12 protein-coding genes are annotated in these 14394 nt (G+C 51.7%); 6 read left to right on the top strand and 6 right to left on the bottom strand.

All coding sequences use genetic code 11. The features are described 5' to 3' along the window. Positions 1 to 7 precede the first annotated feature (7 nt). Positions 8 to 1381, top strand: a complete 1374-nt coding sequence (gene hemN, locus EAS44_RS24120; protein ID WP_000116096.1) for an oxygen-independent coproporphyrinogen III oxidase — start codon at positions 8 to 10, stop codon at positions 1379 to 1381. Between the two features lie 137 nt (positions 1382 to 1518). Here the strand turns inward: hemN and yshB are convergent, their stop codons facing one another. From yshB to glnA, 4 genes are all read right to left on the bottom strand, one after another. Further along, positions 1519 to 1629 (bottom strand): YshB family small membrane protein, encoded by a 111-nt coding sequence (gene yshB, locus EAS44_RS24115; protein WP_000893994.1) that lies wholly within the window; start codon positions 1627 to 1629, stop codon positions 1519 to 1521. A 111-nt stretch (positions 1630 to 1740) separates the two neighbouring features. Next, positions 1741 to 3150, bottom strand: a complete 1410-nt coding sequence (glnG, locus tag EAS44_RS24110; protein ID WP_001315107.1) for a nitrogen regulation protein NR(I) — start codon at positions 3148 to 3150, stop codon at positions 1741 to 1743. A gap of 11 nt (positions 3151 to 3161) precedes the next feature. Next, positions 3162 to 4211 (bottom strand): nitrogen regulation protein NR(II), encoded by a 1050-nt coding sequence (glnL, locus tag EAS44_RS24105; protein WP_000190574.1) that lies wholly within the window; start codon positions 4209 to 4211, stop codon positions 3162 to 3164. Between the two features lie 173 nt (positions 4212 to 4384). Then, on the bottom strand, positions 4385 to 5794 hold the full coding sequence (glnA, locus tag EAS44_RS24100) for a glutamate--ammonia ligase (protein WP_001271717.1): 1410 nt from the start codon (positions 5792 to 5794) through the stop codon (positions 4385 to 4387). A gap of 372 nt (positions 5795 to 6166) precedes the next feature. Here glnA and typA point away from each other — a divergent pair, with 372 nt between their 5' ends. Beyond that, on the top strand, positions 6167 to 7990 hold the full coding sequence (gene typA, locus EAS44_RS24095) for a ribosome-dependent GTPase TypA (protein WP_000570668.1): 1824 nt from the start codon (positions 6167 to 6169) through the stop codon (positions 7988 to 7990). A gap of 106 nt (positions 7991 to 8096) precedes the next feature. On the opposite strand, the gene EAS44_RS24090 is transcribed toward typA, so the two are convergent. Next, positions 8097 to 8885, bottom strand: a complete 789-nt coding sequence (locus tag EAS44_RS24090; protein ID WP_000022286.1) for a DeoR/GlpR family DNA-binding transcription regulator — start codon at positions 8883 to 8885, stop codon at positions 8097 to 8099. Between the two features lie 39 nt (positions 8886 to 8924). After that, positions 8925 to 9821: a sugar kinase gene (locus EAS44_RS24085; RefSeq protein ID WP_001363089.1), complete on the bottom strand. Its 897-nt coding sequence runs from the start codon at positions 9819 to 9821 to the stop codon at positions 8925 to 8927. Positions 9822 to 9992: 171 nt separating this feature from the next. Here EAS44_RS24085 and yihU point away from each other — a divergent pair, with 171 nt between their 5' ends. From yihU to EAS44_RS24065, 4 genes are all read left to right on the top strand, one after another. Beyond that, complete coding sequence (gene yihU / locus EAS44_RS24080; RefSeq protein ID WP_000190782.1) at positions 9993 to 10871, top strand: sulfolactaldehyde 3-reductase; 879 nt, start codon at positions 9993 to 9995, stop codon at positions 10869 to 10871. 24 nt (positions 10872 to 10895) lie between these two features. Beyond that, the gene (locus EAS44_RS24075; RefSeq protein WP_000094544.1) at positions 10896 to 11783 is read left to right on the top strand and encodes an aldolase; all 888 of its coding nucleotides are present in this window, start codon (positions 10896 to 10898) and stop codon (positions 11781 to 11783) included. Positions 11784 to 11815: 32 nt separating this feature from the next. Beyond that, positions 11816 to 12826 (top strand): zinc-dependent alcohol dehydrogenase, encoded by a 1011-nt coding sequence (locus EAS44_RS24070; RefSeq protein WP_000357981.1) that lies wholly within the window; start codon positions 11816 to 11818, stop codon positions 12824 to 12826. Positions 12827 to 12895: 69 nt separating this feature from the next. Continuing rightward, positions 12896 to 14329 carry an MFS transporter gene (locus tag EAS44_RS24065; protein ID WP_000078429.1) on the top strand — a complete coding sequence of 478 codons (1434 nt, stop codon included), beginning with the start codon at positions 12896 to 12898 and terminating at the stop codon, positions 14327 to 14329. The last annotated feature ends 65 nt before the right edge of the window (positions 14330 to 14394 follow it).

Below are 14394 nucleotides of genomic sequence, written 5' to 3'. Positions count from 1 at the left end.
AGTGAGCATGTCTGTACAGCAAATCGACTGGGATCTGGCCCTGATCCAGAAATATAACTATTCCGGGCCACGATACACCTCGTACCCGACCGCGCTGGAGTTTTCAGAAGACTTCGGCGAACAGGCGTTTTTACAAGCCGTGGCGCGCTATCCTGAGCGTCCATTATCTCTCTACGTACATATTCCGTTCTGCCATAAGCTTTGTTACTTCTGCGGTTGCAATAAGATTGTTACTCGCCAGCAGCACAAGGCCGATCAGTATCTGGACGCGCTGGAGCAAGAAATCGTCCATCGTGCACCGCTGTTCGCCGGGCGTCACGTCAGCCAATTGCACTGGGGCGGCGGAACGCCGACGTATCTGAATAAAGCGCAAATCAGCCGTCTGATGAAGCTGCTGCGCGAAAACTTCCAGTTCAATGCCGATGCGGAGATCTCGATCGAAGTCGATCCGCGGGAAATCGAACTGGATGTACTCGATCATTTACGCGCCGAAGGCTTTAATCGGCTGAGCATGGGCGTGCAGGACTTCAACAAAGAAGTGCAACGTCTGGTTAACCGCGAGCAGGATGAAGAGTTCATCTTTGCACTGCTTAACCATGCGCGTGAGATTGGCTTTACCTCCACCAACATCGACCTGATTTACGGCCTGCCGAAACAGACGCCGGAGAGTTTCGCCTTTACCCTGAAGCGTGTGGCGGAACTGAACCCTGACCGTCTGAGCGTCTTTAACTACGCGCATCTGCCAACTATTTTTGCCGCCCAGCGCAAAATCAAAGATGCTGACTTGCCGAGTCCGCAACAAAAACTCGATATTCTGCAGGAAACCATCGCCTTCCTGACACAATCGGGCTATCAGTTTATCGGTATGGATCACTTTGCTCGCCCGGATGACGAGCTGGCGGTGGCCCAGCGTGAAGGCGTGCTGCATCGTAACTTCCAGGGCTACACCACTCAGGGCGATACCGATCTGCTGGGGATGGGCGTTTCCGCCATCAGCATGATTGGCGACTGCTACGCGCAGAACCAGAAAGAGTTGAAGCAGTACTATCAGCAAGTGGATGAACAAGGCAATGCGCTGTGGCGTGGTATTGCGCTAACGCGTGATGACTGTATTCGCCGCGATGTGATTAAGTCGCTCATCTGCAACTTCCGTCTGGATTACGCCCCTATTGAGCAACAGTGGGATTTGCTCTTCGCTGATTACTTTGCGGAAGATCTCAAGCTGCTCGCCCCGTTAGCAAAAGATGGGCTGGTGGATGTGGATGAGAAGGGAATACAGGTGACGGCGAAAGGTCGCTTGCTGATCCGCAACATTTGCATGTGCTTTGATACCTATCTGCGCCAGAAAGCGCGGATGCAGCAGTTCTCTCGGGTGATTTAAATTGTGAATGGCGCTTCGTTTACAAAGTAGAAAACGAAAGCGCCATCAATGTGCTGAGAACAAGATTGCCTGATGCGACGCTGGTTGCGTCTTATCAGGCCTACGACTTTCTCCGCATCCGGCGTAAACAACGAGCTTCAGCTAAACAGCCCTATCATCGCGGCACACAGCACGGCAGCAACAGCAGTTTGCGGTGTGTGGCTGTCAACTGCGCCACTCGATACCAGATTAATTATTGATTCCAGCATAATGACTCTCCCCGTTTTCCGGGCAAGATCATACTGAACTTATCGGAACAGTAAAGCGCAAAATACCAGCAATTTGCGCTCAATAATCAATCTTTACACACAAGCCGTGAATCACTCCATCCCCAGCTCTTTTAACTTACGCGTCAGGGTGTTGCGGCCCCAGCCAAGTAGCCGCGCCGCTTCCTGTTTATGCCCCTGCGTATGTCGCAGCGCGGTGGTCAGTAACGTCCGTTCCAGCTCTGGCTGTGCTTCGGAAAGCAGGTTTTGATGACCGGAACGCAGCGCTCTGTCTGCCCACTGTGCTAACAGCGTTGCCCAACTGTCCGGCTGCATGTGTGAAGTGCTTTCCGGTACGTTTGATTCAAACAGTTCGCCAGGCAAATCCTGAATCAACACTTCCTGTCCGGCAGCCATCACCGTTAGCCAGCGACAGGTGTTTTCCAGCTGGCGCACGTTGCCTGGCCACGCCAGACGCGTCAGCGCGGCTTCGGTTTCCGGATGCAGCAACTTCGCTTCTACGCCCAGCTCTCGCGCGGCAACCTGTAAAAAATGGCGTGCCAGACGGGGAATATCTTCCCGACGTTCGCGCAGTGGCGGCAGATGAACGCGGATGACGTTCAGGCGGTGGAACAGATCCTCACGGAACTTGCCTTCCTGCACCCGCTGTTCAAGATTCTGGTGAGTGGCAGCGATAATCCGCACATCCACTTTCACCGGCGCATAGCCGCCAACGCGATAAAACTGACCATCTGCCAGCACGCGCAGCAAACGCGTCTGCACATCCAGCGGCATATCGCCAATTTCATCGAGAAATAATGTACCGCCATCAGCTTGTTCAAAACGCCCCTGACGAATGGTATTCGCGCCGGTAAATGCGCCTTTCTCGTGACCAAACAGTTCGGATTCGATCAAATCCTTCGGGATAGCCGCCATATTCAGCGCGATAAATGGCGCTTTGGCTCGCGGACTGTGGCGATGAAGGGCATGAGCGACCAGTTCTTTACCGGTGCCGGACTCGCCGTTAATCAGCACGCTAATAGAAGAACGCGAAAGCCGACCGATAATCCGGAACACGTCCTGCATGGCTGGCGCTTCACCGATGATATCGGTCGTTGGGCCGTTAAGCTGAACATTACGCGGCTGCTGCTGTTCCTGGTAATGACTGATGGCGCGCTCAACCAGCGCCACGGCTTCGTCGATATCAAACGGTTTGGGCAGATAATCAAATGCCCCTTGTTGATAGGCGCTGACGGCAGCATCCAGATCGGAATGTGCGGTCATAATGATGACCGGAAGCATCGGATGGCGCTGTTTAATCTGCTTGAGCAGCGCCAGCCCGTCCATTCCCGGCATACGGATATCTGAAAGCAGCACATCCGGCGTTTTGCTCGCCAGCGCCTCCAGTACTTCCGCGCCGTTCTCAAATGTCGTACAGGTTAAACCCGCTCCAGCGAGCGCACGTTCAAGCACCCAACGGATGGAACTATCGTCATCGACTACCCAGACTATCCCTCGTTGCATAAACGTCACCTTTATTTCCTGATAGGCAGGTAAACCGAGAACTCGGTATGACCTGGCCAACTGGTAAATTCAATTTTGCCTGAATGCTGATCAATCAAATTACGGGCGATGGATAAGCCAAGCCCGGTGCCACCTTCGCGGCCGCTGACCATCGGGTAAAACAGCGTATCCTGCAAATGAGGCGGAATGCCCGGCCCGTTATCTTCCACATCAATCCGCGCCGCCAGCCGATAGCGCTCGCCGTGTAAGGTCAGTTGAAACGCTGTGCGGGTACGCAGAATGATTTCACCACCCTCCGGCCCCAGCGCCTGTAGCGCATTGCGCACAATATTCAGCAAGACCTGTTCAATTTGATCCGGGTCGTGCGCCAGTTCCGGCAGGCTGGGGTCGTAATCCCGAATCAACCGCACGTTGTTCGGCAGTTCCATCGACACCAGCGTCACCACGCGTTCAGCCACTTTGTGAATACTTTCGGTAATACGCGTACCGGGCAGCTGCGGCCCCAACAGACGGTCGACCAGATTTCGCAGCCGGTCCGCCTGTTCGATAATCACTTTGGTATATTCGAGTAGTGACGGGTCAGGTAATGCCTTGCTGAGTAGCTGCGCCGCGCCACGTAAACCGCCAAGCGGATTTTTAATCTCATGCGCCAGGCCGCGCACTAAATCACGGGCAGCAACCTGCTGGGCGTGCTGTAGCTGTTCCTGACTTAAGCGGCGCTGGTTATCCATCGGTGCCATCTCCAGCAGGATCATGCCGTCCGGCATACGCTGAGCCGTCACAGAAAGGATATGCGAGCGCCCGTCGATGACCAGCGTCACTTCGTTATCGGTAAAACCTTGCCCCGCCTCCAGACTTTCTTGCATCAGCTCGATATTTAATGAGAAGTAGCTCAACAGTTCCGGTAACGGCGTACCAAACAATTTGCGGGAGCTTTGGGCGAGCAGTTGTTGCGCGGCGGGGTTGGCGTAATGGATCGCCAGATTGTCATCGATTAACAAAATACTGTTAATCAGCGAGTTGAGGATCTGCCCAGCATCGGGCTGCGTGCCTGTTGCCATAAAGCAGTCTCCTGAACAGGTTGCACCATTTTAGTGCATTATAGCTTTTTACGGATAAAAAGCGCGAAGCATCAGAGAATTGACGGAGAAAAAAGCCCATGCAGAGATGGGCTGAAAGTTTCCACGGCAACTAAATCCCGGCGTTGTTGCGCCGGGTAGTACAACTTCAACTATTAGACGCTGTAGTACAGCTCAAACTCTACCGGATGCGGAGTCATACGCACGCGGTCATCTTCTTCGCGACGCAGAGCGATGTACGCATCGATCGCTTCATCCGTGAACACGCCACCAGCTTTCAGGAACTCGCGGTCCAGATCCAGTTCGTTCAGTGCTTCTTCCAGAGAGCCTGCAACCTGTGGGATCTCTTTCGCTTCTTCTGGCGGCAGGTCATACAGGTTTTTGTCCATGGCTTCGCCCGGATGGATCTTGTTCTTGATGCCATCAAGACCGGCCATCAGCAGGGCAGCAAAGCACAGGTACGGGTTAGCCGCCGGGTCCGGGAAACGTACTTCGATACGACGTGCTTTCGGAGAAGAAACCACCGGAATACGGATAGACGCAGAACGGTTACGCGCAGAGTAAGCCAGCATCACCGGTGCTTCGTAGCCCGGGACCAGACGCTTGTAAGAGTTGGTGGTCGGGTTTGCCAGGGCGTTAATCGCTTTCGCGTGTTTGATTACGCCGCCAATGTAGTACAGCGCCTGTTCAGACAGACCTGCGTATTTGTCGCCAGCAAACAGGTTAACGCCGTTTTTAGACAGCGACATGTGGCAGTGCATACCGGAACCGTTATCACCGAACATCGGTTTTGGCATAAAGGTCGCGGTCTTACCGAAACGGTGCGCCACGTTGTGCACGACATATTTGTAGATCTGAATTTCGTCAGCTTTTTTGGTCATGGTATTGAAGCGGGTAGCCACTTCGTTCTGACCTGCGGTAGCGACTTCGTGGTGATGAGCTTCAACTACCAGACCCATCTGTTCCATCACCAGACACATTTCAGAACGAATATCCTGAGCTGAGTCTACCGGCGGAACCGGGAAGTAACCGCCTTTCACTGCCGGACGGTGACCTTTGTTACCACCTTCATATTGGGTGGAGGAGTTCCATGCACCTTCGATATCGTCGATAGCAACGTGGGAACCGGAGATAGACGATCCGAAACGGATGTCATCGAACAGGAAGAATTCAGGTTCTGGCCCGAACAGTACGGTGTCGGCAATGCCAGTGGAACGCAGGTAATCTTCAGCGCGCTTCGCAATAGAGCGCGGGTCACGGTCATAGCCTTGCAGGGTGCCAGGTTCAAGGATGTCGCAACGGATAATCAGGGTAGAATCGGCGAAGAACGGATCAATCACTGCGGTGGATGCGTCTGGCATCAGCACCATATCGGATTCGTTAATGCCTTTCCAGCCGCCAATCGAGGAGCCGTCAAACATTTTGCCTTCTTCGAAGAATTCGGCATTCACCTGATGAGCAGGGATAGTGACGTGCTGTTCTTTACCTTTGGTATCGGTGAAGCGCAAATCAACAAACTTCACTTCGTGCTCGTTCAGCATCGTCAGTACGTGTTCAGCGGACATACTTTAACTCTCCTGGATTGGTCATTGTCGTCGTGGTAACGAAATCTGCAATTAAATGGGCCGTGTCGCCGTAAAAAAGATAAAGCGAAATCTGTGCCAACTTTTAAATTGCCCCTAAAAGGCGTTATCATGCTTAACATCGTGCAAAAGGGCTGCACCATGATGTGAATGTTGCACCAATATAGTGCTTCAATGGGAACATTAAGCACCATATTGGTGCAATGACCTTTGGATAACCCTTTTTATGCTCCGTGAAAGCGATCACAAAGGGACTCTGCAATACTTGTTTGCGGAGGATGTTTGTGATCCTGTTTTGTAGTGCGATTAATCCGTGTACAATAACGCGCTATTTCTAATGCCTGAGGCAAAGTTGTGATCGAAAAATTGCGTAATATCGCCATCATCGCGCACGTAGACCATGGTAAAACCACCCTGGTAGACAAGCTGCTCCAACAATCCGGTACGTTCGACTCTCGTGCCGAAACCCAAGAGCGCGTGATGGACTCCAACGATTTGGAGAAAGAGCGTGGGATTACCATCCTCGCGAAAAACACCGCTATCAAATGGAATGATTACCGTATCAACATCGTTGATACCCCGGGGCACGCCGACTTCGGTGGTGAAGTTGAACGTGTAATGTCCATGGTAGACTCAGTGCTGCTGGTGGTTGACGCATTTGACGGCCCGATGCCGCAAACGCGCTTCGTAACCAAAAAAGCGTTTGCTTACGGCCTGAAGCCGATTGTTGTTATCAACAAAGTTGACCGCCCTGGCGCGCGTCCTGATTGGGTTGTGGATCAGGTATTCGATCTGTTCGTTAACCTCGACGCGACCGACGAGCAGCTGGACTTCCCGATCGTTTACGCTTCTGCGCTGAACGGTATCGCGGGTCTGGACCACGAAGATATGGCGGAAGACATGACCCCGCTGTACCAGGCGATTGTTGACCACGTTCCTGCGCCGGACGTTGACCTTGACGGTCCGTTCCAGATGCAGATTTCTCAGCTCGATTACAACAGCTATGTTGGCGTTATCGGCATTGGCCGCATCAAGCGCGGTAAAGTGAAGCCGAACCAGCAGGTTACTATCATCGATAGCGAAGGCAAAACCCGCAACGCGAAAGTCGGTAAAGTGCTGGGCCACCTCGGTCTGGAACGTATCGAAACCGATCTGGCGGAAGCTGGCGATATCGTGGCGATCACGGGCCTGGGCGAACTGAACATTTCTGACACCGTTTGCGACACGCAAAACGTTGAAGCGCTGCCGGCACTCTCCGTTGATGAGCCGACCGTTTCTATGTTCTTCTGCGTTAACACCTCGCCGTTCTGCGGTAAAGAAGGTAAGTTCGTAACGTCTCGTCAGATCCTGGATCGTCTGAACAAAGAACTGGTACACAACGTTGCGCTGCGCGTAGAAGAAACCGAAGACGCCGATGCGTTCCGCGTTTCTGGTCGTGGCGAACTGCACCTGTCTGTTCTGATCGAAAACATGCGTCGTGAAGGTTTCGAACTGGCGGTATCCCGTCCGAAAGTTATCTTCCGTGAAATCGACGGTCGTAAACAAGAGCCGTATGAAAACGTGACTCTGGACGTTGAAGAACAGCATCAGGGTTCTGTAATGCAGGCGCTGGGCGAACGTAAAGGCGACCTGAAAAACATGAATCCAGACGGTAAAGGCCGCGTACGTCTCGACTACGTGATCCCAAGCCGTGGTCTGATTGGCTTCCGTTCTGAGTTCATGACCATGACTTCCGGTACGGGTCTGCTGTACTCCACCTTCAGCCACTACGACGACGTACGTCCGGGTGAAGTGGGTCAGCGTCAGAACGGTGTACTGATCTCTAACGGTCAGGGTAAAGCGGTTGCGTTCGCGCTGTTCGGTCTGCAGGACCGTGGTAAGCTGTTCCTCGGTCACGGTGCAGAAGTTTACGAAGGTCAGATTATCGGTATTCATAGCCGCTCTAACGACCTGACTGTAAACTGCCTGACCGGTAAGAAACTGACCAACATGCGTGCTTCCGGTACTGACGAAGCCGTTGTTCTGGTTCCGCCTATCCGCATGACTCTGGAACAAGCTCTGGAGTTCATCGATGATGACGAACTGGTAGAAGTGACTCCAACCTCTATCCGTATTCGTAAACGTCACCTGACGGAAAACGATCGTCGTCGCGCTAACCGCGCACCGAAAGACGATTAATTTCGTTTTTTAGTTATAAAAAACCTGCCATCGCTGGCAGGTTTTTTTTGGCTTATGGAAAACAAAATCCGCTGAAATTCCCAGCGGATTTTCCGAAGTTTCAATTTCAGGATACTTCTTGCTCGGCAACCACCAGTTCAACATTCTCTTCACTTAACAACTGGCAGAAAGAATTGGGAGGCGGGGCATCAGTAAAAAAAGCCCTGACATTCCGTGCATTGCCAATTGAAACGGCAGCAGACGCGGCAAACTTCGTATGATCGGCCACTAACAATGTATTCCGCGCATGTTTAATCATCGTTCTCGCGACTAACGCTTCATTGACATCAAATTCCAGCAGGGTGCCGTCATGCTCAATGGCACCTATACTGGTGATTAAATAATCTGCGCGGAAGCCTTCAATAAAATCCACGGCTCCTGGGCCGATAATCCCACCGTTATGAGCGCGTAAAGTGCCTCCCGGCACCATCACTTCAATATCCTGATTCTTATAAAGAATCTGTGCCACACGCAGGCTATTAGTGATAATGCGTAAATCACGCCGGTTGAGTAATGCCCTGGCAACGGCTTCTACGGTTGTACCGATGGTGATAAAGACGGTACAGCGTTCGGGAAGGTAATCGGCGACTGCCTCAGCGATCGCCCGTTTCTCGGCGGTGAGCGAAAGTTCCCGTTGCTCAAAAGCGGTATTCATGACGCTGGAGACGCGCCCGGCCCCTCCATGATGACGGGTGATCAAGCCCTGCTCACTGAGTTTTCGGATATCCCGGCGCACGGTTTGCGTTGAAACATCCAGCAGTTGTGCCAGTTCTTCAATATTCATATAACCGCGTTCTGCGATTAGATGAACGAGTTGGTCATGGCGTGGATTACCTGTCACTTCGATGATACTCATGAATACTCCCTTGCCCCTCCTCGGTAGATGTTTACCATTTTACGCATAAAGTGACAAAAATGATTCGGTTTGCTCACGATTAGGAATGCCGGCCCGACCGCCAGGCTGGGTACATTTCATCGCGGCAACCGCACTGGCAAAACGAATAGCCTCTTTTGTTGGCATTTTTTCTGCCAACGCTACCGCGAGTGCGCCGTGAAAAACATCGCCTGCTCCAGTGGTATCAACCACATTGACAGAAAATGCCTCCTGTTGACACAAATGACCATCTTCAATCCACAACGATCCTTCAGAACCCAGCGTAACATACACTTTACCTGCTGTTTGTGTCGTTGCCTGGAACAAACCTTCTTCAGGTGACTGCAGGCCAGTCATGCGTTTCAGCCCTGGTGTTGAGAACACGGCGTGATCGGCAAGCGCGACAAGTGGAGAAATATCCTGCGGTGTCATATCGGCGTCTAAAAGCGTTGTCACACCCGCAAGGCGCGCTAGCGAGAATGCTTTTTCAGTACCGCTATGCCAGCGAACATCGGCCAGAATCAGATCATAACGAGAGAAATCGATCGCTTCTAACCATTCGGCATCAGTACCGAGATCAGGACTTGGATAATTAACGATAATCCGTTCGCCATGCTGATCAACGAGGATCGCTGATTGCGACGAACGGGCGTGAGGATATCGGCGGCAAAATGCGGTATTGACGCCCCAACCCTCAAGTTCTGCAAGTAAGGTATTTCCACAACTGTCATCGCCGACGCGACCGATGAAATCAACCTCCACGCCAAGCTTTGCGATTGCAACAGCGGCTGTTGCTGCCGGGCCGCCACCAATCTCAAGATAATGATTTGCCTGATATTTCCCGCCACCCTCCGGCAGAGTGGGCAAAGAATAAATTCTGTCCTGAACTGTGATACCCACGCATGCAATTCTGGTCATATTTGTCTTGTCCTGTTTAATTTTGTCGTCTTTGGTCAATTTAAATGACACAAATGATCAAATTAGTGATGTGTGTCGTGTTTTTGAACATAAATTACAAATATGCTCAAAAACAGACGAAAACGAATTTTAAATTGTCATTATTTGTCAATGTCAGACAGGAGAGTATTCATGGCAACCATTGCATTTCTCGGGCTGGGGCAGATGGGTAGCCCAATGGCTAACAATCTATTGCAAAAAGGGCATTCATTACAGGTATTTGATGTCAATACACAGGCCGTCGATGCGCTAGTTACGCAGGGGGCCACTGCGGCACAAACCCCAGCGGAAGCGGCAGCAAGCGCTGAATTTATCATCACTATGCTTCCCAATGGGGACATTGTTCGACAGGTGCTGTTGGGGGAAAAAGGCGTCTGTGAAACTGTTTCATCTGACGCGTTAGTGATTGATATGTCGACTATTCATCCCTTACAGACCGATGCATTAATACGGGAATTACAAGAAAAAGGCATCAATATGATGGACGCCCCCGTGGGCAGAACGTCAGTGAATGCGATTGATGGCACATTGCTGATTTTAGCGGGCGGCACTGATGAGCAGATTGCGCGTGCACGCCCGATTCTCATGTGCATGGGTAATGAGCTGGTCGAGGCTGGTGGCCCAGGAATGGGGATCCGCGTGAAGCTAATTAACAACTATATGAGCATTGCGCTTAATGCGCTGTCCTCCGAAGCCGCTGTGTTATGTGAGTCACTGGGATTAAATCTTGATGTCGCAATTAAGGTGATGAGTGGTACGGCAGCAGGGAAAGGACATTTTACGACCACCTGGCCTGGCAAAGTGCTGAAAGGCGATCTTTCTCCCGCCTTCATGGTGGACCTGGCATTGAAAGATCTGCGTATTGCAGTTGACGTCGCTCGGAAAACGGGGGCGCCGCTCAATATGGGGATTGCAGCAGAAAGTTATTACGCCGCAGCAAGTCAAGACGGCAAAGGGCGGCAGGACTGGAGCGCCCTGCTAAATCAGGTTCGCCAGCAGGCTGGTCTTTAATTTTATCTATTAACAGGAGTTTCTATGTCATCCCACTTCACCCCATTTACGCTGAAAGATATCTCCCGCCCAGGTGGTGGATTCGCCATGTTAGCTGTCGATCAGCGTGAGGCCATGCGCCTGATGTTTGCGGCAGCAGGGCAGCCAAAACCCATCGCCGACAGTGTACTCACCGATTTTAAAGTTGCCGCGACCCGAATCCTTTCTCCTTATGCTTCTGCCGTTCTGGCGGATAAACAATTTTGTCTTGAACAAATAGTCGAGCAGGGCGCTGTGGCTAATTCTTGCGGCCTGATTGTCGCTGCCGATCTTTTTATCCCAGGTAATGGCATCCCGGTTGATAGCGTTGAAATAGATATGTCCGTCGACCCGCATAAAGCCCGTGAAATGGGGGCTAAGGCAATGAAATTACTTGTACTCTGGCGTGAAGATGAACCCGCAGAGGAACGTCTGGCAATGGTTGATAAATTTGTTCGTCGCTGCCGTAGTGCCGGGCTGGTTAGCATTATTGAACCTGTGGTGCGTCCACCTCGTCGCGGTTGGGACTTTGATCGTGAAAGCGCCATTGTTGCCGCCGCCGCAGAGCTTGGTGGAACAGAGGCTGATCTTTACAAAGCCGAGATGCCATTAGGGGGCAAAGGCGATGAAAAAACCTTACTTGCTGCCTGTCAGCAACTTAACGATCAGATGAAGATGCCGTGGGTAATTCTTTCTTCTGGCGTTGATGCCGATATTTTTGGCCGTGCAGTAAGTATTGCCATGAAAGGTGGTGCGTCGGGCTTCCTGGCTGGACGAGCGGTTTGGGCGTCGGTTGTTGGTGCACAAGATCCACAAACCATGCTGCGCGATGTCTCCGTTCCACGCTTGCAACGGCTGGCTGAAATTGTCGATGAAGGTATCGCGCAACGCTAATCCCCTATGGATATCGATTCTGGAGAATAACAATGGATAAAATTACCCAGGTTTTATTTTCAGATATTGGGAAAGTCACCACTCAATATGTTGAAGTACCACACCAGCAACTTAAACCGCACGAAGTACGGATTGCGCCCGTGTTCTACGGGATATGCGGTTCGGATCTGCATGTTCTGAAAGGCGGTCATCCGTTTGCCAAACCGCCTGTCGTCCCCGGTCATGAAATTGCAGCGCGCGTTACGGAAGTGGGCAGCGACGTTAAAAATGTACAGCCGGGTGATCATGTTGTGGTCGATCCCATCATGGCTTGCATGGAATGCCGAGCCTGCAAAGCAGGACGTTTTAATCTTTGTGAACCACCGCAGGTTGCTGGTTTTCGCGCACCGGGCTTTGCTCGCTCACAACACATTGTTCCTGCGCGTAATTGCCATGTCGCACCAGCCTCTTTACCGCTAAAAGTGTTGGCCTTTGCCGAACCGGCGGCTTGTGCTCGTCACTGCGTTAACCGAATGCCGAAAGCTTCTCTGGAAAGCGTACTGGTGATTGGTGCCGGAACGATAGGCTTATCCATCGTGCAGGCACTGCGCATTATGGGGGCAGGTAAGATTACCGTGATTGAACCTGACGCTGCCAAACGCGCGCTGGCGTTAAAACTGGGCGCAGCAGAAGTTTGGGCACCAGGTGAGCTGGCCGCAGATGTGCGATTTACGGGGGCGATTGATGTCGTTGCAGCGCAGGCCACGCTTAACGATGCATGTACCCGTGTATATGCCGGAGGCACCGTCGTGTGCATGGGCGTACCAAGTGGGCCGCGTGAAATACCATTACCGATGATGCAACGTTTCGAGCGTGACTTGCTCAACTCTGGCATGTACATCCCTGAAGATTTCGATGCTGTTATCGAATGGCTGGCGGATGGGCGGTTTGATACCAGTGAACTGGTTACCGATTTATTTGCCATTGAGGATGCAGCGGCGGCATTCGAACGCGCGCAGCAAAATGACTCCATAAAGGTCATGCTGCAATTTGCGCCGGAATGATTTTCTAAATCTCTGTCTGGCGCTGCGTCACGCCAGCGCCACCCTACAACAATTAAAAAGGACACTGCGATGAGTCAAATCACCAGTCCTGCAACTTATTCAATTAGTCGGCCACAGGACGTAATTGATATTGTTAATAAGAACTCTGCAATCAACACCAGTATCGGCGTTATTTTTATTGCTTTGGGCGGCATATTGATTGATGCCTACCAGGCGGCGATGGTGGGGTTTGGTAATAAATACATTGCCGCTCAATTCGGCATTTCGCCGGGTCTTGCTGCAACCGTCAATGCATCAGTATTAATCGCCGCGTTAATTGGCGGTTTATTAGCGAACCGAGTAATAAACCGCTTTGGGCAAAAGCGGGCATTTATTATTGGCATGGGGCTGTGCACCATCGGTGCTGCAGCGGTAGCTATTGCTCCCAGTATCTGGTGGGTGCTGGTGTGCCGCGTCATCATGGGCTTTGGTTTAGGCATCGACTTCCCTTTGGCAACCAATGCCGTGGCAGAGCTTCGTGGTTCAACGTCGAAGAAAACCGGCACGTCGGTCAACCTCTGGCAAATGGCCTGGTATGTTTCGACAACCGTTGTTTATTTGGTGCTTTTGCCGCTGCTTCTGTCTGGTATCGCTGAAGAACAATTGTGGCGTTACGGAATATTCATCGGAGCTATTTTTGCAGTCATCTTCATGATTTTGCGTTACTTCTTTATTGGTGAATCCGCAATGTGGGCCGCACGCGTCGGGCGTTACCAGGAAGCGTGCGACATTCTGGGAAAACGTTATGGTGTTCAGGCTCACGTTGCGGCATCGGGTACAACAGAAGCGAAATTCTCGGAAAAAGCAGAGAATAAATACAGTGGTGGATATGGCATCTTATTTAATGATCGTTACCGCAAACGCACCATTCTTGGCTGTGTCGTGGCAACCATGCAGGCGTGGCAATATAACGCCGTAGGTGTTTATCTTCCTCTTACGTTGGCGGGAATAATAAGTGGCGGGCTTACTGGCGCGTTAACCGGTTCTGCCGTCGTGAATGCCCTTTGTGGGGTGACAGGCGGGATGATCGGCTCGTTTATTCTCCAACGACTGGGTACTCGCCGACAGTCGATGTATGGATTTGCTGTTGTGACCTTAGCATTGCTGTCGTTAGGCGCACTGGCAACGACTAATCCCTGGCTGTCTTTAGGGTTATTGGGATCAATTATTTTCTTCCATTCAGCGGGTCCTGGTGGGCTGGGCATGACCATTGCCACACTCTCTTATCCTCCCGCTATTCGCCCTACTGGGGTCGGATTTGCCCGCGCTATTATGCGCACAGGGGCAATTGCAGGACTCATTTTCTGGCCGATGCTGTGGGGTGCGTTGAAAACTGAAGCGTTTTACTGGTTGGCAATCGTGCCATTCCTGGGATTCCTGACCTGTGTATTGATTAATTGGGAACCACTGGGTGCAAATGTTGATGCTGAGGACGCAGAGGTTCTGGCTGAATTGAAGAAATAATTTAATGCGCATCGGTTTAAGCCGATGCGCATTAATTCAAACTGCCCACGTTTAGTGGTTCGTAT

The sequence above is a fragment of the Escherichia coli DSM 30083 = JCM 1649 = ATCC 11775 genome (assembly GCF_003697165.2).
Classification (GTDB): domain Bacteria; phylum Pseudomonadota; class Gammaproteobacteria; order Enterobacterales; family Enterobacteriaceae; genus Escherichia; species Escherichia coli.
This window is presented reverse-complemented; position numbering and strand designations above follow the sequence as displayed.